Annotated in this window: 17 protein-coding genes, 6 tRNA genes and 2 pseudogenes; 11 read left to right on the forward strand and 14 right to left on the reverse strand. The window is 69.6% G+C overall.

From position 1 onward, the window contains the following. Nucleotides 1-141 precede the first annotated feature (141 nt). The 5 genes from ACMCNO_RS02405 to ACMCNO_RS02425 all read left to right on the forward strand — a co-directional run bounded on the left by ACMCNO_RS02405 (nucleotide 142) and on the right by ACMCNO_RS02425 (nucleotide 3,763). Nucleotides 142-1,271, forward strand: a protein-coding gene (locus tag ACMCNO_RS02405; protein ID WP_412747792.1) for an IS3 family transposase whose coding sequence is annotated in 2 segments (ribosomal slippage) — nucleotides 142-406 and nucleotides 406-1,271 — 1,131 coding nt in all. Because the reading frame shifts where the segments join, the coding sequence is not laid out codon by codon here. 189 nt (nucleotides 1,272-1,460) lie between these two features. Beyond that, nucleotides 1,461-1,850, forward strand: a complete 390-nt coding sequence (locus ACMCNO_RS02410) for a YbaB/EbfC family nucleoid-associated protein (protein ID WP_412747793.1) — start codon at nucleotides 1,461-1,463, stop codon at nucleotides 1,848-1,850. After that, nucleotides 1,847-2,158 carry a hypothetical protein gene (locus ACMCNO_RS02415; RefSeq protein WP_412747794.1) on the forward strand — a complete coding sequence of 104 codons (312 nt, stop codon included), beginning with the start codon at nucleotides 1,847-1,849 and terminating at the stop codon, nucleotides 2,156-2,158. The genes ACMCNO_RS02410 and ACMCNO_RS02415 overlap by 4 nt, the downstream gene beginning before the upstream one ends. Further along, nucleotides 2,158-3,159 carry a hypothetical protein gene (locus ACMCNO_RS02420; protein WP_412747795.1) on the forward strand — a complete coding sequence of 334 codons (1,002 nt, stop codon included), beginning with the start codon at nucleotides 2,158-2,160 and terminating at the stop codon, nucleotides 3,157-3,159. The genes ACMCNO_RS02415 and ACMCNO_RS02420 overlap by 1 nt, the downstream gene beginning before the upstream one ends. A gap of 13 nt (nucleotides 3,160-3,172) precedes the next feature. Next, nucleotides 3,173-3,763 carry a DUF6346 domain-containing protein gene (locus tag ACMCNO_RS02425; protein ID WP_412747796.1) on the forward strand — a complete coding sequence of 197 codons (591 nt, stop codon included), beginning with the start codon at nucleotides 3,173-3,175 and terminating at the stop codon, nucleotides 3,761-3,763. Here ACMCNO_RS02425 and xerC read toward each other — a convergent pair. The 3 genes and pseudogenes from xerC to ACMCNO_RS02440 form a co-directional block, all read right to left on the reverse strand. Beyond that, nucleotides 3,740-4,972 (reverse strand): tyrosine recombinase XerC, encoded by a 1,233-nt coding sequence (gene xerC / locus ACMCNO_RS02430; protein WP_412747797.1) that lies wholly within the window; start codon nucleotides 4,970-4,972, stop codon nucleotides 3,740-3,742. The genes ACMCNO_RS02425 and xerC overlap by 24 nt on opposite strands. Further along, nucleotides 4,969-5,187, reverse strand: coding sequence for a helix-turn-helix domain-containing protein (locus ACMCNO_RS02435; RefSeq protein WP_412747798.1), 219 nt, complete (start codon nucleotides 5,185-5,187; stop codon nucleotides 4,969-4,971). Before ACMCNO_RS02435 ends, xerC begins: the two co-directional genes overlap by 4 nt. A gap of 20 nt (nucleotides 5,188-5,207) precedes the next feature. Beyond that, a pseudogene (locus tag ACMCNO_RS02440) lies at nucleotides 5,208-6,146 on the reverse strand (replication initiator); the annotation flags it as partial. A 125-nt stretch (nucleotides 6,147-6,271) separates the two neighbouring features. Here ACMCNO_RS02440 and ACMCNO_RS02445 point away from each other — a divergent pair. The 4 genes and pseudogenes from ACMCNO_RS02445 to ACMCNO_RS02460 all read left to right on the forward strand — a co-directional run. Beyond that, nucleotides 6,272-6,679: a hypothetical protein gene (locus ACMCNO_RS02445; RefSeq protein ID WP_412747799.1), complete on the forward strand. Its 408-nt coding sequence runs from the start codon at nucleotides 6,272-6,274 to the stop codon at nucleotides 6,677-6,679. Continuing rightward, nucleotides 6,679-8,337: a hypothetical protein gene (locus ACMCNO_RS02450; RefSeq protein ID WP_412747800.1), complete on the forward strand. Its 1,659-nt coding sequence runs from the start codon at nucleotides 6,679-6,681 to the stop codon at nucleotides 8,335-8,337. Before ACMCNO_RS02445 ends, ACMCNO_RS02450 begins: the two co-directional genes overlap by 1 nt. Next, on the forward strand, nucleotides 8,334-9,503 hold the full coding sequence (locus tag ACMCNO_RS02455; RefSeq protein ID WP_412747801.1) for a S8 family serine peptidase: 1,170 nt from the start codon (nucleotides 8,334-8,336) through the stop codon (nucleotides 9,501-9,503). The genes ACMCNO_RS02450 and ACMCNO_RS02455 overlap by 4 nt, the downstream gene beginning before the upstream one ends. Before the next feature lie 10 nt (nucleotides 9,504-9,513). Then, nucleotides 9,514-9,746 (forward strand): annotated as a pseudogene (locus ACMCNO_RS02460) (hypothetical protein); the annotation flags it as partial. A gap of 32 nt (nucleotides 9,747-9,778) precedes the next feature. Here the strand turns inward: ACMCNO_RS02460 and ACMCNO_RS02465 are convergent. Further along, the gene (locus ACMCNO_RS02465; protein ID WP_412747802.1) at nucleotides 9,779-10,372 is read right to left on the reverse strand and encodes a DinB family protein; all 594 of its coding nucleotides are present in this window, start codon (nucleotides 10,370-10,372) and stop codon (nucleotides 9,779-9,781) included. A gap of 974 nt (nucleotides 10,373-11,346) precedes the next feature. Further along, a complete protein-coding gene (locus ACMCNO_RS02470; protein ID WP_412747803.1) occupies nucleotides 11,347-11,955 on the reverse strand; it encodes a hypothetical protein in 609 nt (202 codons plus the stop codon). Nucleotides 11,956-12,135: 180 nt separating this feature from the next. Here ACMCNO_RS02470 and ACMCNO_RS02475 point away from each other — a divergent pair, with 180 nt between their 5' ends. Then, nucleotides 12,136-12,453: a PadR family transcriptional regulator gene (locus ACMCNO_RS02475; RefSeq protein ID WP_412747804.1), complete on the forward strand. Its 318-nt coding sequence runs from the start codon at nucleotides 12,136-12,138 to the stop codon at nucleotides 12,451-12,453. Between the two features lie 123 nt (nucleotides 12,454-12,576). On the opposite strand, the gene rho is transcribed toward ACMCNO_RS02475, so the two are convergent. The 3 genes from rho to ACMCNO_RS02490 form a co-directional block, all read right to left on the reverse strand. Continuing rightward, on the reverse strand, nucleotides 12,577-13,785 hold the full coding sequence (gene rho / locus ACMCNO_RS02480; protein WP_412747805.1) for a transcription termination factor Rho: 1,209 nt from the start codon (nucleotides 13,783-13,785) through the stop codon (nucleotides 12,577-12,579). Nucleotides 13,786-14,072: 287 nt separating this feature from the next. Then, nucleotides 14,073-16,229 carry an RNA polymerase recycling motor ATPase HelR gene (gene helR, locus ACMCNO_RS02485; RefSeq protein ID WP_412753589.1) on the reverse strand — a complete coding sequence of 719 codons (2,157 nt, stop codon included), beginning with the start codon at nucleotides 16,227-16,229 and terminating at the stop codon, nucleotides 14,073-14,075. Between the two features lie 232 nt (nucleotides 16,230-16,461). Then, entirely contained in the window at nucleotides 16,462-16,899 is a 438-nt protein-coding gene (locus ACMCNO_RS02490) for a nitroreductase family deazaflavin-dependent oxidoreductase (protein WP_412747806.1), read from the reverse strand. 556 nt (nucleotides 16,900-17,455) lie between these two features. On the opposite strand from ACMCNO_RS02490, the gene ACMCNO_RS02495 reads away from it, so the two are divergent. Next, complete coding sequence (locus ACMCNO_RS02495) at nucleotides 17,456-17,875, forward strand: hypothetical protein (RefSeq protein WP_412747807.1); 420 nt, start codon at nucleotides 17,456-17,458, stop codon at nucleotides 17,873-17,875. Between the two features lie 119 nt (nucleotides 17,876-17,994). Here ACMCNO_RS02495 and ACMCNO_RS02500 read toward each other — a convergent pair. The 6 genes from ACMCNO_RS02500 to ACMCNO_RS02525 all read right to left on the reverse strand — a co-directional run bounded on the left by ACMCNO_RS02500 (nucleotide 17,995) and on the right by ACMCNO_RS02525 (nucleotide 18,777). Further along, nucleotides 17,995-18,067 (reverse strand) — tRNA-Arg (locus ACMCNO_RS02500). A gap of 45 nt (nucleotides 18,068-18,112) precedes the next feature. Then, nucleotides 18,113-18,199, reverse strand: a tRNA-Tyr gene (locus tag ACMCNO_RS02505). Nucleotides 18,200-18,454: 255 nt separating this feature from the next. Continuing rightward, nucleotides 18,455-18,526 (reverse strand) — tRNA-Val (locus ACMCNO_RS02510). Between the two features lie 14 nt (nucleotides 18,527-18,540). Then, nucleotides 18,541-18,614 (reverse strand) — tRNA-Asn (locus ACMCNO_RS02515). A 9-nt stretch (nucleotides 18,615-18,623) separates the two neighbouring features. After that, nucleotides 18,624-18,697, reverse strand: a tRNA-Val gene (locus ACMCNO_RS02520). After that, nucleotides 18,698-18,777: transfer RNA gene (locus tag ACMCNO_RS02525), tRNA-Met, on the reverse strand. It abuts the tRNA gene before it with no gap. Nucleotides 18,778-18,870 lie beyond the last annotated feature (93 nt).

Below are 18,870 nucleotides of genomic sequence, written 5' to 3' on the forward strand. Positions count from 1 at the left end.
AGAAACATGGGTCAGCGCTTCATCCTTTCCCGGGTGGATCAGTCTCTGGGAGCCATTCTGGGTGACTGGGTCCCCGTGGAGTGGTCCAGCCGTTGTGAGAGTCCCGATGCCCCATGATGGGGCGGGAGGACAGATCACGAGATGGGTACGCGTCGACGGCACACGCCGGAGCAGGTAATCCGCAAGCTGCGCGAGGGCGAGAAGCTGATCGGCCAGGGCAGTGGCCTGGCCGAGGTGTGTAAGCAGCTGGAGATTTCCGAGCCGACCTGGCATCGGTGGGTGGCGCAGTACGGCGGGATGAAGGCCGATGACGCCAAGCGGCTCAAGGAACTGGAGCGGGAGAACGCTCGGCTGAAGAAGATCGTCGCTGATCAGTTACTGGACATCGACATGCTCAAGGAGCTGAACAAGGGAAACTAGTGAGCCCGGACCGTCGCCGCCGTGCTGTGACGGTGCTGCGGGATCGGTTCCGGGTTTCCGAACGGCGGGCCTGTCGGCTGGTCGGTCAACACCGCTCGGCGCAGCGCCGGCCCACCCGTCCGGCGTCTGATGCTGATGTGGTGTTGCGGGACCGGTTGCGGCAGATCTCCGCCCAGAATCCGCGGTGGGGCTGGCGCAAGGCCCACGCCATCGCCGCCCGGGAAGGCCTGGTCGTCAACCGCAAACGCACCCGCCGGTTGTGGATCGAACTGGGACTCAAACGTCCGGCCGGGGTCCGCAAGAAACGACGGTGTGGCCCGGCCCGGCACCAACGGATGCGTTCGCAGCGGCCGGATCAGATGTGGGCCCTCGATTTCCAGGTCGATGTCACCGTCGACGGGCGGCAGGTTCGCTTCCTCAACGTCGTCGACGAGTACACCCGCGAGGCCCTCGCCACCCGGGCGGCTCGTTCGTTCACCGCAGATGCCACCGTGGCCGTGCTCGACCGGATCGTCAACGAGCTGGGCCGCCGCCCGCAGCATGTGCGCATGGACAACGGCCCTGAACTGACCGCGTACGCGCTGGTCGACTGGTGCCGGTTCGCCGGGGTGGACCCGGCGTATATCGATCCCGGCTCGCCATGGCAGAACGGCGTCTGCGAATCGTTCAACGGCCGTTTCCGTGACGAGTTCCTGTCCTGCGAGCAGTTCAACACCCTGCTGGAGGTTCAGGTCCTGGCCGAGGACTGGCGCATCGAGTACAACACCTACAGACCACACGGCTCCCTGGACGGCCTCACCCCCGAGGCGTTCCGGACCGCATGGATCACCAACCAGAACCGACTCTCATAGCCGGTGGACCACCAACCGGGGCCCAGTCATGGGAGCCAAGGCCGTTCTTGCTGGCCCTCACTCGGCGCCGCTTCCCCACCCGTGAGTACATCCTTCGATGGCCGCGGGCATGCAGCCCTGCCACGCTTCGACGCCCCCCACCGCGCGTTGCTGTCGACTAAACTCGGCCGCCAATCGGGGGGGAGGGTCATGCCGCTAGATCCAGACGACGTCGTCGACGACTGGGCGCGACGCATCGAGCAGCAGACGGCGCTGACGACCGAGCTGAGTGAACGCCTGCAGGGATCGAAGGCGTCCGCCGAGTCCCCCGGTGGTGAGGCCACCGTGACCGTCGACCACTCGGGCGGCCTCGCCGACCTGCGGCTCAGTGCCCGCGCGATGCAGCTGTCACCGGACGAGCTCGCCGAGATCATCCTGGCGACGAGCCGGCGGGCGCAGGCCAAGCTGGCACAGCAGGTGACCGACCTGGTCAGCGGCCTGTACGGCGCGGGCTCGGAGACCGCGGCGTTCATCGGGGGGACCTACGCCGCCCAGTTCCCGGAACCCGACGACCAGGACGAGGCGGACACCCGACGATGACGCAGCCAGACATCCGCCTCGACAGCGAGGCCCTGCGCGCACACGCCCGGATGGTGGACGAGGCCGCCAGGATGTCCGGCGAGGCCACCTCCGGCGCCGCGTACCTCGACCTGCACGACGAGGTGTACGGCGAGTGGCCCGGCAAATTCTTCGTGCCCCTCATCAACCCCGCGCAGGACTGGGCGCTGCAGGAACTGCGCAGCGGCACCGACGCCACCAGCCACCTTGCCGAGCTGCTCCGCGCCGTCGCCGACGACGCCGACACCACCGACAGCAATGCCGCGCAGCGATTCCGGAACGACCGCTGATGAGCAGCGGGACCTACGCGACCCGGGCGAGCCTCATCGCGCCGGAAAGCGACATGAAGGGGTACGAGGGCGCCGGCATCTTCGAGTCGGCATGCGGCCTCGTCGACGGCATGATGAACGGGGACTGGCTGGGTGCCGGCGGCAACGCGGTGGCTACGGGCCTGTCGCTGATCGGCGCCGTCATGGATCCGCTGCAAGCGGTTTTCGCCGCCGGGGTGGGCTGGCTGATGGAGCACGTCAGCTTCCTTCGTGAGCCACTCGACAAGCTGATGGGCAATCCGAAGGCCATCGAGGGACACGCGCAGAGCTGGTACAACATCGAAAAGCGCCTCTACGACGCAGTCGACTTCTTCGCCAACGAGGTCAACCGCAGCACCGCGGCATGGGCCGCCCAGTCGGCCGAAGCGTACCGGCGACTCGCCCGCAACCACGCCGAGTCGCTCCAGGCACTCGGCAAGATCGCCGACGGGATGAGCAAGGCCACGACCATCGTCGGCGCGATGGTCGGCGTCGTCCGAAACACCCTGCGGGACATCATCGCCGAGGTCGTCGGGGCCTGCATCTCCAAGGCGATCCAGGCGGCGACAGTGGTGCTCATCCCGAAGGTCGCCGCCGAGGTCGCGGTGCTGGTGGCCAAGACCAGCGCGAAAATCCTCACCGTCCTGAAGCGACTCTTCGCGGCGATCAAAGAGATGGGCGTGGCGACCAACAAGATGGGCAGCCTCATCGAGGAGATCGGCAAGGCCAACCGCAACGTGCTGCGCCTGGAGGCGTTCCGGCTGGAAGCGGCCGGAACCGCCCGGCCCGGCTGGAAAGGATTCAAGGACGCGTATAGCCTCCTTAGCCAGGGGCACGTCTCCGTGCACGGCACGGTCGACCAGGTCATCGTCGAAACGGCGCGCAGCGCAGCGAAGACAAACAGTGTGCAGAACGCCGGGGCGGCGGGAACGACTCTCACGGGAGACAATCCCGCACCGACCCCGATCGATCTTCCCCTCTGACGGGAGTCAGGCTATGCAACCGCCGGACGATCGGATCGCCAAGCGTCTCGCTGAGATCAGGGCGGAGGAAGCGGCGCTGGACGCGGAGGAGGCTGAGCGCCGCGCCCCGACGGCCGACGCTGGGGCCGAGGTTGTGGACCGCCGCAAGGGCGGAGCGCTGCGCACCGCGGTGTTCCTGATCGTGGTGATCGGGCTCGCGGCCGGGCTGTTCGGGGTGGCGGTCACGCTCAACAGACTCGCGGGCGACGACATCGCGGACGCGCGCCGTCTCGGCACTGCGACGGTCAAGTTCTGTGAGCGCGCGGGGCCGGTGACCAACAAGGGCTTCGGCTACTGGGACCGTTGCACCGCCACGGTCGACTGGGAGGGTGGCGGAGTCGAACGGCTCACCGTGGGAGCGGTGTTCACGTCAGACGACATCGGCAAGCCGGTCCGCGTCGGCGATCTGGGCAACTACCGCACCAGCAGGAAACTGGTCCTTGCCGACGCGCCATACCGGCCCTGGCTCGGATGGATCGGAATCGCCATCGGACTCGTTGGGTTTGTACCGTGCCTCATCGGAACACTCATGGTGCGCGAGCTACTCCGGTTCCGGCGCCGCTGACGCTCGTCCCTCTGCGCCCCGCCCGGGTGGATCCGCTTGACGCCCGAACAGGGCGCGGCTCATCGCCTCGGCGGCCGCACGCGGTTGTCCTTCCAGCAGGTGCCCGTACACGTCCTTGGTGATCGCGATCGAGGTGTGACCGAGCACCTCGGACACCACGTGGAGCTCGGTGCCCTGCGCGAGCGTCAGCGAGGCGCCGGAGTGGCGCAGCTCGTGCGGGTGCCAGTGCCCGAGCCCGGCACGTCGGCACAGCGCCCAAAGCCGGTTGGTGAAGTTGTTCGGTTCGATCGGGGTGCCGACCTCGCTGGGGAAGATCAGCCCGTGGTCCTGCCACGCCTCTGCGGCGGCCAGGCGTTCCTCGCCCTGCCGGGTGCGGTGGTGGTGCAGTACGTCGAGCAGTTCCGGCGTCAGGCACAGCACGCGGCGCGACCGCGCGGTCTTGAGCTCGCTGACGACCAGCATGGACCAGCCGGTGCCGTAGTCACGGATCCGCTTGACGCTCTGCGACACCGCCAGCGTTCCGGCGGTCCAGTCCAGACGATCCCAGTGCAGGCCCAGCGCCTCTCCCCGTCGAAGACCGTAGGCCAGCATGATCGTGACGAGGGCGTCCCAGCGATGCCCACGCACCGTCCCCAGCAGCGCCTGGGCCTGCTCCGGGGTGAGCGTGCGGCCCTCCGCGGTCACCCCCCCGGGGCCCGCCGACAGACTGGCAACGTTGCGAGGCACCAGACCCTCGCGCAAAGCCTGGCCGAGCGCCTTGCGGAGCACCGCCCGCATCATCCGGATCGTGTGGGGGCTGTATCCAGCCTCCCGCTTGGCCTGCCACAACAGATCGCAGTCGGAGACGGTCAGCTTCGTCAGCTTCCGACGTCCCAGCGCCGGACGAAGGTGCAACCGGATCATGTCCCCGTAGTCGTCGAGCGTCGACGGTGCCACCTGACCCGGCAGGTTGACCGACCACCACCTGTCGAGGAAGGCCCCCACCGACAGCCGGTCGTCGGACGGCGGCAGACTGGCGTCGAGCTGCTCGTGCAGTCGCCGGAGCTTCCGGACTACCTCGTCACGGGTCGCGCCGGACACCTTCTTGCGGACGGGTCGCCCGTCCGGCCCGTAGCCGAGGGAGGCTGCGCCACGCCAGCGGTTCCCATCGCGGTAGATCGAATCCTCGCCGCGACCGCGTCGGCGCGGCGAGCCTCCCGCTGCTGTCATGCCGCCTGTTCCTCCTCCAGGTGCTTGACGAAGTCCGCGAGCGCGCTTGCCGGGATCCGGCGCAGGCCACCGACCTTGACCGAACGGAGCTGTCCGGACCGGATCAGTGTGTAGACGGCGGTCCGGCCGATCGCCTGGGCCTGTGCGGCCTGCTCCGGGTGCAGCAGCACGGGGCTGACCACGTCCATGTCCTGCGTGTTTCGTGGAGTGCTCACTGGGTTCCTCTCTTCATGCTTCATGCGGCGGTGGGCTTGGCGGTGCTGAGTTCGTAGGCGAGCTCCTCGCGGCCAACCTCGTGTCGGGCGCGGGCGAGCGCGGCGGCGGTGTTGGCGAGCAGCGCGTCGCCGGTGGTGTGCCAGCCGACGCCCGCGAAGGTGAGCGTGCCGACGAGCAGGACGGTGTGCTCCGCCTGCTTTCCGTCGGTCGGGGGTGTGGTGCGCTGGTCGGCCTGGTGGTCGTCGGCGTGCCGACGGTGCTCGACGCGGGCGGCGCGGAGCTGGCCGAAGGTGGTGGAGTAGCGGCGGGCCTTGGTGAGGAAATGGCCGCCGAAGCCGAGCATGTGTGCCCGGCGGCGTAGGCGGGTGTAAGAGTCGGCCGCGGCGGGTTTCGCCGGTTCGGTGTCAAGGCTGGCTTGACGCTCGGCGGTGCAGCTCGGGCAGGCGGCGTAGCGGGTTTGGGCCCCGCAGTCGGGGCAGGTCCACGGGCTGTCGAAGGGGGCCCGGCGTTCGCCCGGCTCGGGGTAGACGACAGGGCGACCGCTCAGCGGCGCGGGGGTCCGGGTCGGGCGGCCGAGGCGCCAGCAGGCGTCGATGAGGCGGGCGGTGTGACCGCCGGTGGGGTCGGCGTACTGGTCGACGGACTCCGGTGTGAGGCGCGCGGAGGTGTGTCCGGTGGCTTCGGTGCTCTTGGTGGCGTACTTGGCCAGGTAGCCGGCCTTCTGGGAGGTGATGTGCTGGACCGCCTGGTCGTCGGTGACCGTGCCGGTGGCGGCCACCGTCAGGGTTTGCAGGTCGACCTGGTCGCCCCAGGTGATAGGCCAGCCGTCAGGCCGGTCCGGGTGCGCGGGGGCGGCCAGCTCGGTGCCGGTGGCGGCCTCGGTGAGCGCGTCGACGAGGTCGTCGATGGTGATGCCGGGCGGTGGCGCCACGATGGCGTCGGGTTCGGCGGGATCGATGCACCCTTGGTGCCGCGGCTGCCACGCCGTGTAAAGCTTGATCTTGCGGGTCCCGGATGTCGTTTCTCCTTCTGTAGGGTGGCCTCTGCGGATAGCGCGATACGCCTGCGGGGAGGGGTTTAGCGATGTTGCCGGTTGATGCGGTGATGCAGCAGATTGCGGTGGAGATCGACGGCCTGAAACAGGTCGCCGCGAGTCTGCGTGGGGAGCTGGAGGGCAGCTTCCGGGTGCAGGTGCCGAAGGTGTACGACGCGGTGCAGCCCGGGGCGACCGTGGGCGCGTCGATCGTTGGGGATGCCTGGATCGGTCTGCAGGACTCCCTGCACGCCTGCCTGCAGGGCACCACCGATGCGCTGTTCAACCTCGATCGGGGCACGCAGGCGGTCACCACCGCGGCCGAACAGATCGCCCAGGACTACGGCGACGCGGATGCCTTCTCGAAGGCCAAGGTGGAGGACGTCCACGAGATCATGGTGGCGCCACCGCAGGCCCTGGGACCGCTGTCCTCGACGATCCCGGCGGGAGACCTCTGATGGCGGAGGTGGGACGCTTCATCGCGGGTTCCAATTACAGCGGGTTCGACGTCAAGCAGTTGTTCACCATGGTCGATGCCGCGGCGTCTAACCTGGCGCCCAGTCACGCTCAGGTCGACGCGCTCAACCGGGCCCAGCAGACCCTGAACGCGCACGGGCAGGCCTTGAAGAACGCGCGGGCACAGCTCGCGCTTCGGTGGCCGCCGGAGACGAACGCGGCGTCGAACGCGTATCTCGTCGAACTTGACCGCCTGATCGCGGCCGTCGACGACACCGCGCTGAACTGCGCGGTGAACGCGGCGCACATCAACCTGGTCAGCAACGCGATCGTCGAGTCCCGCAAGACGCTGAAGCCGCTGCACGACGAGTACGTCGCCAACGAGAGCGCCCTCGCCCAGTACGAGCAGGAAGTCCATGACTTCGGTGACGGCGCCAAGGACATCCCCTTCGGTAAGAGCATCGCCGAGGGTGCGAAGCGGCTCTTCTCGGATCCGCCGGTCGCCGACGGCCGCCAGGACGAGCTGACCCAGCGGGTACGCCGGGAGATGACGGCGCTGGCCGGGGCCGCGCAGGACGGCGCCGCCCGGATCCAGCCGCCGATTCCGTACGAACCGCCGAAGGTGGAGATCTCGCGCGACAGAATCGACGAGCCTCCTCGTCCTGGTGGCGATGGAGGTGGGTCGACAGGTGGGGCGGTTCGGCCGCCGCGCATCGACCCGCCCGCGCACACCCGAACCCCCGCCGACGGTGCCGTGTCCGCGCCGGGTGACCAGGTGGGCGGTGCCGTCGTGGCGCCGCCGGTCGCCGGTGCTCATCCCGGATCGTCCGGAAGCGGTCCGGGCCTGGCGGGTGTCATCGCCCCGCCGGCGCTGCCCACGCCCGTGCAGCCGGTGCCCGGTGCGGGGGTCGGATCGGTGCCCGCGTCACCCGGGGGTGTCGTGGGTGCGCTGCCGGGGCTGCTGCCCGCGCTCGGCGGGGCGGCGGCGGGTCTTGGCCCGATCGCGTCCGGCGGGCGGATCGCCGGTGGCGTACCGGCCGGGGAACTCGGAGCGATGCGTAGCGCGGGCGGGCCGCTCGGTGGCCTGCGCAACGGTGTCATCGGTGGCGTCCCCGGTGTCGGCGCAGGTCCCGGCGTCGGCCGCGTCCCCGGCGTGGGCGGCCTGTCCGGCGTGGGCGGAGCTCCCGGCGCGGGCCGCGTTCCCGGCGTGGGTGGCGTGGGCGGGGGCGGTCTGGGGGGCGGAGCCGGTGCCCGGCCGAGGATCAATCCGGTCGGCGGGGTCATCGGCCAGGAGCCGGGGGCGGGCAGCGCGGGCCGTGGTCCCGGAGCCCGCATCGCCGGCCAAGCGGGGATAGCCGAGCGCGCTCCCGGAGGCCGCGCCGCGGGTCAAGCAGGAATGGCCGGTCGTGGTTCCGGAGGCCGGGGCGCAGGCTCGGCCGGGATGGCTGAGCGCGGTCCTGGGGGCCGTGCCTGCGGCCCGATGGGGATGGCCGGAGCCCGCGGCGGTCGCCGCGGTCACGGTGACAACCCGGATGGCGGCCAGCGCTGGGACCCCGACAACCCGTGGGAAACCGCGGAGGGCGTCGATGCGGTGATCGCACCCGATCAGTCGAGCGGCGACGTCGATCCCGGGCCGGGCATCATCGGACTGCACCGGTGACCTTGCCGCCACACCGTTTCCCCCGCCTGGCCGCCGCGGTGGCCGGCGGTGTCCTCCTGGCACTCGTCGGTGCGCCACCGGTGCTCGCGGATTCGGTCCGCGAGCACCAGTGGCACCTGCGCGCGTTGCACGTCGCCGAAGCCCACAAGATCAGCCAGGGTGAGGGTGTCACCGTTGCGGTCATCGACACCGGGGTCCGCGCCGACCATCGGGATCTGACCGGCAATGTCCTGCCGGGTGTCGACTTCCTCGACGCGAAGACCAAGGGGTGGGTGGACACGAACGGGCACGGCACCGCCATGGCCGGGCTCATCGCCGGGCACGGCCACGGCGCGGGCGACGCCGACGGTGCGCTGGGTATCGCACCGAAAGCCAAGATCCTGCCCATCCGGGGTCAGAAGGACAACAAGCTGTCCAGCGTCGAGATTGCCGACGCCATCACCGAGGCCGTCCGCCACCACGTCGGCGTGATCTCCATGTCATTCGCCACGTCAGCCGACGAAACGACGAAACGCGCCCTTCAACAGGCGATTGACGCGGACATCGTGCTCGTCGCCGCGTCCGGAAACCGCCCGGATGACATCTTCCTGCAGTACCCGGCGAAATACCCGGGCGTCGTCGCGGTCGGTGCGACCGGACGTGACGGGAAGCTGGCACCGGTGACGACCACCGGACCGGAGATGGTCTTGGTCGCACCCGGCGTCCAGATCGTCTCCACCGCTAACACCGGCGGATATCGGCGGGGTACGGGAACAAGTGACTCCACGGCGATCGTCGCCGGTGCCGCCGCGCTGATCCGGGCCAAGTATCCGAACCTGTCCGCCGCCGAGGTCGTGCACAGGCTCACCGCCACCGCCATCGACAAGGGCGCCCCAGGCCGTGACCGCGAGTACGGCTACGGCGCGCTCGACCTCGTCGCCGCGCTGAGTGCTGACGTGCCCGCCGGCGCCGGGCAGCCCTCCGCGGGTTCGAGCGGTTCGGCGGCCCCGCTGCCGGATCCGACGACGAAGACCAACACCGCAGCAGCCCCCGCCACGCGCAAGGCCGGCCCGGTCAACTGGACGGCCATCGGCGTGGTCGTCGCCGTCCTCATCATCATGACCGGCCTGATCGTCGGCCTGCCCACATGGCTGATCCTTCGTAGCCGCCGACACCGCAAACCGTGACATCTGGCGCTTCAGACGGCGCCACTTCCAACCGAAGCTGTCACGCCGACAGAAGGCGGTCAACCGCATCCAAGAAGAGATGCGCGCCCGCGGCGAACGAGCCATCCCCACACTCGAGACCTGCAAGATCCCGAATAAGCGTCGCTGCCGCCTACGCCGCTCCACCGGACCGTAGAGGCCATCTCGGTCCTGCACCAACGTCGAAGCCAGCTGCTCGCGAGTTGTGACACCAGCGGCTCGTGAGTTTTGACTCCATTGATCGGTTCTGCCGTTGATCAGTCTCCGCGAGTTCTGACCGCACGTCCGTCCGCTGCCTGCGCAGCCTGCTCGATCTTCGCCCGGTGTGTCGCGCGGGCCGCGGTGTCGATCTGCTCCTCGTATTCAGCCGTCACCCCGGTTCGGCAGTCGAGCTGCTCACGCAGGATGTCTGCGTGTCCGGCATGCCGGGTGGTGTCCTGCAGGACGTGGACGATCATGTTGAACAGCTTCACGTCGGGGCGCGGCCACCACGGCACGTGGCCGGGGGCATCGATGGGAAGCTCCGTGATCGTCGCGTCGGCATGCTCCCAGGCGCGCTGGTAGAAGCCGATGATCTGTTCGCGAGTCTCATCCTGAGTTACCCACAGGTCGCTGCCGTCCGCGTCCTGCCAGCGGGGCAGCGGTTCCGGGAACGGGCGGTCGAAGATCTCACCGAGGTACCTCGCCTCCCAGGCCGCCATGTGTTTGACCAGGCCGAGAAGGTTGGTCCCGGTCGCCGTCAGGGGACGCCGGATGTCGTACTCGGTCAGACCGTCGAGCTTCCAGACCAGCGCCTCACGGGTCACCTTGAGCTGGCCATGCAGGTAGTCCTTCGCGAAGTCATCGATCACGGAACACGAGCTTGCCACGCAGCAACAAGAGAAGCCGCCCAAGAACTCACAGAGCTGTGGTGTCGAAACTCGCGGACATGAAATCCAGCGACGATCTTGCAGTGTTGAATCTGGCGTTCAACCGGTGTCCGAAGCCGCGGAGATAGTCACGTATCCACCCCTAGTGCCGAGACTCCCTCGGTCGCGGGTTCAAGTCCCCATCCCCGGGCGTCTGCAGCAGACCCGCGTGTCCTTCACGCTCAAGGGCGGCGGCAGCAAAGCTAGCGTGTTCTACTCGACGGAGCTCGGCATCTTTTCGATCACCGGACCGACCACGGCCTGGGCGCGGCGCTAACAGCCGTAACCCGCCGCTCCCCCTCCCCACCACCGTGTCCGCCGACTACACCTGTAGCCGCTGCTCTTCAATGTGGTGTGCGATGCCGCCCGCGGTCACGGACCTTTCTCGCATCGCTGTGGTGATCGGCGGCCCGTGCCATAGGGCGCCAGCGGCTCGCAGCACTCCCACGGGGGCTCGCCTGCTCGCGCTGCCTCCGCGTACGCAGAGCCGGGAAGGTCAGCCGACGGTCGATGCTGCCGGCGGGGATGTGATGGGTAACTGGGAATCCCTGAGCAGGGATCTCGAGGTGCGGATCGGCGGCAGCGGGGGACAGCAGCAGTTCTTCGCCACGGCAGCGCTGGCGAACTCCACGGCCGCCGCGGCCGACTGAAGAGCCTGCATCCGGGTTAAGCAGCTCAGCGAATTCCAGCGGCAGGCCACCGACCCGTCGCTGAAGGCGGCGCTCGGCACGCTGGCCACGGCACCCACCACGCTCGGCATGGATGAATACCTGCCCGGCCCCACGACCATCGACGAGGCCGGCCTGGCGATCGGCACTCTGGGCCCTGGCCTCGGCGCCGTGCACCAGGCGTGCGGCTGATCGCCCAGCCCGTTCAGGGCTGGTAGCTGTCGCCCGGAACATGTCTCGGGCGCAGGCTCACGTCCCGGGGGCGGCGGCCGTGTCGACGACTGTGCCGTCCGGCCGGGCCGCGGTGAGCCGGGCACCTCGTACGGAGTCGCCCGGCGCCCAGATGAGGAACACGTCGCCGTCGTGGGCCCCGGTGACAACCTGCCCGGACGGCAGCCGGGCCATGATCGTGGATGCGCCCTTGGGCAGGTGCCCGAGCAGCACGTTCGCCTTGAGCACGGAGTCTTCGCCACCGAACAGGCGGATCTGGTCGGCGCGGCCCGGCTCCATGACCGTGCCGAACATCTCGTCGTCTCCCTGCAGGCTCGTGTGGCAGATGGTGATCCACGTGCCGTGGCCGGCGACGTACACCCGGACCTGGCTGTCGCCGTTGCGGGTGATGAGCCGTTGGACCGGCTCACCGAAGATGTCGCCGTTGAGCTGGTGGAAGGAGTCCACGCAGTGTGCGGCCACCTGCGCTTCGGTGACCGGGGTGTCCGCGGAATTCGCGGCCTGCTGGGTGCTCACGACCCATGCCGCGGCCACCCCGACAGCTGCGACCACCAGCGCGAGGGCCAGCCGGACGCGACCACCGGCGCTCCGGCGCGGCGGGGTGGCCGGACCGGCGTCAGCGGACATGGCGGGGGTGCGGCTGGGCCGGGATGGCGATCGATGAACGCGGCATGCACTCTCCAGGCGGTGACGGGGTGGTCACCATAGCCGAGCGCGTCCGTCGGTCGCACGCTACTTGACTATCTCTACTACCTGCCTTTGTATAGCAGCATGACGGAAACACACGACCCCCAACTGTTGAAAGGTGTGCTTTCCCTGCTCCTGCTGCACCTGCTCGCCGAGCACGAGTCGTACGGCTACGAGGTGGTGCAGCGCCTGCAAGGCGCCGGCTTCGCTGACGTGCTCGAGGGGAGCGTCTACCCCGCATTGGCCCGCCTGCAGCGTGAGGGCCGGGTGGAAACCCGCCTCGTGCCCTCGCCCAGCGGCCCCGCCCGCAAGTACTACCGCCTGAGCCCCGCCGGACGGGCCGCACTCACCAGCGGGACCGCCACGTGGACACGGCACGCCGCCGCGGTCGACGCCGTGCTGTCCCGGCCACTGCCCGCCTCTGCGGAAGGACACTGACATGCCCCACACCATCAACTGGATCGACCGGCTGCGCATCGAATCGCCGAGGCAGCCAACGCCTTCCAGAGCGGGGTGCCCGCCGTGGATCCGCATGCCACCGGTACGTACGTAGGGTGGCCGTCATCGCGGAGCCCGGCGCAGGAACTCGGCGTTGGAGCCGGTCGCCTTCAGGTGGTCGAGGAGTCGCCGCATGCTCTGCCTGCGGTCGTCGCCGCTGAGCGCCCGGCGGAGCTGCTGCATGAGGGCCAGTTCGGCCGGTGCGACGAGCGCCTCGTCGTGTCGGGTGCCGGAACCGGTGACGTCGATGGCGGGGAAGACCCGGGCCTCGGCGAGCGTCCGGTCGAGTCTCAGCTCGGCGTTTCCGGTGCTCTTGAACTCCTCGAAGATCACAGTGTCCATGGCGGAGCCGGTGTCGATCAGCGCGCTCGCGATGATGGTCAGCGAGCCGCCGTTCTCGATGTTGCGGGCGGCGCCGAGGAACCGCTTCGGGGGGTGAAGCGCGGTCGAATCGAGGCCACCGGACAGGGTACGCCCGCGGGCCGGCGCCGCCAGATTGTAGGAACGGCCGAGCCGGGTGATCGAGTCGAGCAGCACGACGACGTCGCGGCCCTCCTCGACAAGGCGCTTTCCCCGTTCGATGGCGAGTTCGGCCAGGGCGGCGTGGTCGGTCGGCGGCCGGTCGAACGTGGCCGCGATGACCTCGCCCTGCACCGAGCGCTGCATGTCGGTCACTTCTTCGGGGCGCTCGTCGACGAGCACGACCATGAGGTGACACTCGGGGTTGTTCTGCGCGATCGCGTTGGCGATCGCCTGCAGCACCATCGTCTTTCCGGCCTTGGGGGGTGCCACGATGAGCGCGCGCTGGCCCTTGCCGATCGGCATGACGAGGTCGATGACGCGGGTGGTGAGTACGTGTGATGCGGTCTCGAGCCGCAGCCGCTCCTGCGGGTACAGCGCGGTGAGCTTGTAGAAGTCCGGGCGGCTCCGGGCGTGTTTCGGGCTGCTGCCGTTGATGCTCGTGACGTCGAGTGTGGCCGGTTTCCGGCCGGACGGCAGGTGAGCGATGCCGGTGACGTGGTCACCGCGGCGTAGCCCGTGTGCCCGGATCTGGGCCGGCGCCACCGGGATGTCGTCGGGGCCGGGCAGGTAGCCGTCGGCGCGCAGCCAGGCGTTGTCGTCGACGATGTCGATGAGCGCGTCGACGGCGACAGCGGTGGTCGACGCGGCGGGACCGTTGTCCGCTGGACGGTTGCGGGGGCCGGTGCCGGTGGGGCGGCGCCGGGTCTCGGGGTGGTGACGTGGGCGGGAGCGCACGTTCGTGTCGGTCATGGGGTGCTCCTGTGTCGGGATGCGCAGAGTCGCGCGAGCAGGCTGTGGAAAGTCGACAGCAGCCGTTCGCTCGGCGAAGGAAAGAAGATGCGGCCGGTCCGTGAAACTCGGCCTGTGCGGGGCTCCAGGGGCGGTGATGCCGCCAAATTCAGGCCCGGCTGTGCTACACGGTAGCGCGCCGATGCAAACGCGACAAGCCGTCGATCCCCGAGTCGCGTGATCCCGACCGGCACCCGTCTGCCCGGCCGTGACGCAGCCCCTCTGCGCTGGCGCCTGCTGCTATCCGGTCACGCCGGCCCATCCGACGTGAGGATCACGAGTTGCTGTGTGGCCCGGGTCATCGCCACGTAACGGTCGACCGCGCCCTCGATGCCCTCGCCGAACGTCTCCGGGTCGACGAGGACGACCAGGTCGAACTCGAGCCCCTTGGCCAGCTCCGGGGTGAGGGACCGGACTCGCGGTGTCGCCGTGAATCCGGGGTCGCCGATGACGCAGGCGATGCCTTCGGCGTGCGCGGCGAGCCAGGCGTCGACGATCGAACCCAGTTCCGCGGTGGAGCCGTGCACGACCGGGATGCCGCTGCTCCGGATGGAGGTCGGCACGTTCGCCTCCGGGAGCACGGCGCGGATGACCGGCTCGGCCTCGGCCATGACCTCCTCCGGCGTCCGGTAGTTGATGCTCAGCGAGGCCAGCCGGGGCCGGTCGAGCCCGATCCGTTCGAGCCGTTGCTGCCACGACTCGGTGAACCCGTGCCGGGCCTGAGCGCGGTCACCGACGATGGTGAAGCTCCGGGAGGGGCAGCGCAGCAGCAGCATCTGCCACTCGGCATCGGTCATTTCCTGCGCCTCGTCCACCACGATGTGCGCGAACGGACCGGCCAGCCGGTCGGTGATGACGGCGGGCAGCACGGCCTCGTCGACCAGGGAGTTGCGCATGTCGTCGCCACGCAGCATCGTCCACACGCCTTCGCCGTCGTCGTACGCGGTGGCGTCGAGCAGGTCGTCGACCACCCGGGACATGCGTACGCGTTGGGCGGCCAGCGTGGCCTCCGCCCGGTGCCTTCGCCGGGACGCCTCCGGATCGCCGAGCCGCTGGCGGGCCGCGTCCAGCAGCGGCAGGTCGGCGACGGTCCAGGCGGTCGGGTCGGCGCGCTGCAGTGTGCGTACGTCGTCGGGGCTGAGCCAGGGCGCGCACGTGCGCAGGTAGGCGGGTACCGACCAGAGATCGGAGACGAGGTCGGCCGCGTCCAGCAGCGGCCACGCCCGGTTGAAGGCAGTCCGCAGCGCCCGGTTCTCCACCAGGGAGCGCCGTAGCAGGCTCTCCGGCTCGTCGCCGTCGTACTTGCTGATCAGGATCGTGAGCAGTTCCTCCCAGACCTCGTCGCGGGCCTCGTTGTGCGGGGTGCCGGGGCCCGGCGCCTGAAACGCCTCGGCCCAGTCCTCGCCGCTGAGCCAGATGTCGGCATCGCCGGTCGGGACCGTCATTGCCTTGGCGGGCGGCTCCTCGTAGAACCGGACGGCCGTCTCGATCGCGCGTACCAGGTCGGCGGACGACTTGAGCCGCGCCACCTCCGGGTCGTGCTCCGGCGCGGCTCCGGCTCCCTCGACGACCAGGTCCCGCAGCGTGCAGGACTGCACGCCTTCTTCGCCGAGGCTGGGCAGGACGTCCGCGACGTACGCCAGATAGGGCTCATGCGGACCGACGAACAGCACCCCGCCCCGCCGGTGACCGAGCCGCGGGTCTGAATAGAGCAGGTACGCGCAGCGGTGCAAAGCAACGACGGTCTTTCCGGTACCCGGACCGCCGTCGACCACCAGTGCGCCACCCGACCCGGCCCGGATGATGGCGTCCTGGTCCGCCTGGATGGTGCCGAGCACGTCGCGCATCCGGGCCGACCGATTGGTGCCCAGACTGGCGATGAACGCGGACTGGTCGTCGAGCGCGGCGGCGTGGCCCGCGAAGCCGTCCGTGGTGAAGACCTCGTCCCAGTAGTCGCTGACCCGGCCGCCGATCCAGCGGTACCGGCGCCGGCTGGCCAGGCCCATCGGGTTCGCGTGCGTGGCGCCGAAGAACGGCTCGGCCGCGGGGGAGCGCCAGTCGAGCAGCAGCCGGTTTCCCTGGCCGTCGGTGAGACCGAGCCGGCCGACGTACACCGGCGCGGCGCCGTCCGCGGTGTCCATGCGCCCGAGGCACAGGTCCAGGCCGAAGCGCCGCAGGGCGCGCAGGCGGGCGGTCAGCCGGCGGACCTCCTCGTCGCGGTCCATCGCCCGGCGGCCGATGCCCCCGGGCGCCTTGCGCGCGGCGTCGAGCCGGTCGGACAGGTCGGCGATCGACTGGTCGAGGCTCTCCGCGATGGCCGCGAAGTGCCGCTCGTCGTCGGCGATCAGGTCGGGGTCGGCCTTGGCGTCGAGCCGGTCGGGAAGGTTGAACGCGCTGGTGGTCAGCGGACTCACGGCATCAGCTCCGATCTGCGGGCGCCGACGACCGGTGCGCTGGTGGGGCCGTCGGCGGATCGAGGACCCGACCAGCCCGAAGATGGGGTGAAACGAGCAAGCATCCCATTTCGGCCAGATTCCGGCCTCGGCCGTAGATTCTGCGCCAGGACCGGGGTCTTGCCGCAAGCCCCCATATCCGATATACGTTGAAGGTGGCGGGGAGTATGCGCGCCGTGCCGCTTCAGTCTCTGACGATGCGGAAAACCGGGAATCCGGGAGCCGCCGCGGCGATGTCCGCCTCCGGGGAGTCCTTCGTCAGGCCGTCGAAGAATTCGCCCACCTCCCAGGCCCACTTGCGCAGGTAGATCCGGATCAGTGGCGACTTCTGCGCGTCGGCGATCTCCACCGGGGTGAAGTGCTGGACCCGGCGACCGAGGCGCAGCTCGCCCTCGCCGGCGGCCCGCAGGTTGCGTACCCATTGGGTGTGGCCGCGCGGGGCGAGCAGGTACTGCTCGCCCTCGTGGGTGAAGAGATTGACCACCGTGGTGCGGACCTCGCCGCTCTTGCGGCCGCGCACCGCGAGGACGCGGCTGCCCAGCAGGCTGATCCCGCGGGCGGTGAGCCACTTGGCTGCCGCGTTGAAGGCGTGGGCTGAGCGTTTCGGGGCCAGGTAGCGCATGATCTCCTCCTCGATGTGAGAGCACTGCTCCCGTGTGAGAACAGTGAACCTCAGAACGTCGTTCGCAGTCAAGAGCAGTGCTCTCATTTCTCGCGGCTGGCCGAGGCCCGAGCGAACGGGTCGCGGCCGGCCGGATTGCCGCCGTCCACACGCTGGGGAGGTCCCGTGGAGGTGTGGTGAAACCGGTTCCCGGGCTCCGGAGCCGCGGGCAGGCTGGCTGCCGATGCTGGGAGGCTGACCATGGATTTTGCGTACTGGGTGCGACGGTTCGAGGGCGCGGCGGCCGAACGCGGCGTAACCCCCGATCCGGCGTGGGGTACCGGTGGGCCGCTGCCGGATGCGTTGATCGCAAGCCTGCAGCGGTTCCAGGCCGGTGAGGACGGCGACGGAGTCAGTCTCCTCGCCAAGAGCGCCCGAGCCGGCGACGCCGACTATCTGGCCGCCGTACGCATGTTCGTGGCTGAGGAGCAACGCCACGCCAGGTTGCTGGAACGGATACTGGCCGAGGCCGGGGCCGAGACGCTCGCGGGACACTGGGACCGACACGGTCTTCGTCGTGGTGCGTCGGGCGTTCGGGCTGCGGCTGGAGCTGATGACGTTGATGGTGGCCGAGGTGGTCGCGTTGCGGTACTACCGGGCACTGCGGGACAGCGCGCCGAACCCGCTGCTGAGCGAGGTGGCGGCGCGGATCCTCGCCGATGAAGAGCGACATGTGCCGTTCCACGTCGCGCGCCTGCGTCAGGGATTCGGGCGGCTGCCACGGCCGGCCCGTGCCGTCGTCGCAGGTGGATGGTGGCTGCTCATGCTCGGCGCGACGCTGGTGGTGACGGTCGATCACGCCCGTGCGTTGCGTCGGCTTCGGCTGTCGCCCATGCGGTTCGCAGCCGAGGTGGTCGCGTTGTTCCGGCCGGTGGTGTCGGCGGTGCTGGGTGACGCGGAGACCGTCGCCGCAGAGGTTGAGGTGGTGGGCCGCTAGAAGGCGCCCGATGGGTGGCGTGGTCGCAGACCCCGGACTTGAACCGGGCACCCGTCCTTATGAGAGACGGCAGGCTCCCACGCCTGTCTGCGGAGAATCCACAGCGGATGACATTTCGGTACCCCCGGCTGGAATCGAACCAGCGGCCCCCGGGTCCGGAACCCGGTGCTCTGTCCGCTGAGCTACGAGGGCGGGAGCGCCGCACCCAACCCGTGGGATGGGTGCGGCGCGGGGTGATGGTGCGGGCGGAGGGATTCGAACCCCCTCAGCACGCGTGCGACCGGGTTACAGCCGGCCCCGACTCTCCCACGTCGGCGCGCCCGCTTGGGGTGGCTGGCTGGAGTGAAATCCGGCGTTGGGCTTCAGGATCGGCCCTGGTTCAGCTTCCGTGCCACTCGTGGGGAGACAGCCGGGGTTCGAATCCGTGAGTATCGGTGCCACAAACCGGCGCCTCCGCGCTACTGTCACCATCGATCACTCTCAAATTCTCGGTCCGGGCCACATCGCGTCGGCGCCTCCAGGGCCACATCCTGGCGCTCTGCCATTGCGCTACCGCCACACTCTGGGCCCTTGGGCCAGTACCCGCACCAGGATTCGAACCTGGGACATCCGCCTTGTAAGGGCGGCGCTCTCCCGCTGAGCTACACGGGCGGGATCGGACTCGGCTCCGGCGGAAGGGCTCGAACCTTCACCTGTACGCGTTAACAGCGCGCTGCCCTGCCGATTGGGCGACGCCGGAGAGAGTGCGTGTTCCGGCCTGGGATCGAACCAGGGACCTCCGCCGAGTCATGGCGGCGCTCGTACCGGCTGAGCTACCGAAACTGGAAGCGGGGACGGGATTTGAACCACGTGATCTCCGGCTTATGAGGCCGGCGAGGACAACCGAACTCCTCCACCCCGCAGTGCCGCCCCCGGGCCTCGAACCCGGTCAGTCCGGACCAGAAGTCCGGGGCCCGTCCCGTCGGGCGCGGTCGGCGAATGTGCTGTCGCCCGGG

Source organism: Krasilnikovia sp. M28-CT-15, from assembly GCF_047159595.1.
In the GTDB taxonomy this organism is placed as follows: domain Bacteria; phylum Actinomycetota; class Actinomycetes; order Mycobacteriales; family Micromonosporaceae; genus Actinoplanes.

Coding starts and splice junctions, on each gene's coding strand:
- ACMCNO_RS02445 (WP_412747799.1), top strand. CDS start 6,272: ATGTTGCCGGTTGATGCGGTGATGCAGCAGATTGCGGTGGAGATCGAC.
- ACMCNO_RS02490 (WP_412747806.1), bottom strand. CDS start 16,899: ATGCGCTACCTGGCCCCGAAACGCTCAGCCCACGCCTTCAACGCGGCA.
- rho (WP_412747805.1), bottom strand. CDS start 13,785: ATGACCGACACGAACGTGCGCTCCCGCCCACGTCACCACCCCGAGACC.
- xerC (WP_412747797.1), bottom strand. CDS start 4,972: ATGACAGCAGCGGGAGGCTCGCCGCGCCGACGCGGTCGCGGCGAGGAT.
- ACMCNO_RS02415 (WP_412747794.1), top strand. CDS start 1,847: ATGACGCAGCCAGACATCCGCCTCGACAGCGAGGCCCTGCGCGCACAC.
- ACMCNO_RS02420 (WP_412747795.1), top strand. CDS start 2,158: ATGAGCAGCGGGACCTACGCGACCCGGGCGAGCCTCATCGCGCCGGAA.
- ACMCNO_RS02450 (WP_412747800.1), top strand. CDS start 6,679: ATGGCGGAGGTGGGACGCTTCATCGCGGGTTCCAATTACAGCGGGTTC.
- ACMCNO_RS02425 (WP_412747796.1), top strand. CDS start 3,173: ATGCAACCGCCGGACGATCGGATCGCCAAGCGTCTCGCTGAGATCAGG.
- ACMCNO_RS02410 (WP_412747793.1), top strand. CDS start 1,461: ATGCCGCTAGATCCAGACGACGTCGTCGACGACTGGGCGCGACGCATC.
- ACMCNO_RS02470 (WP_412747803.1), bottom strand. CDS start 11,955: ATGTCCGCTGACGCCGGTCCGGCCACCCCGCCGCGCCGGAGCGCCGGT.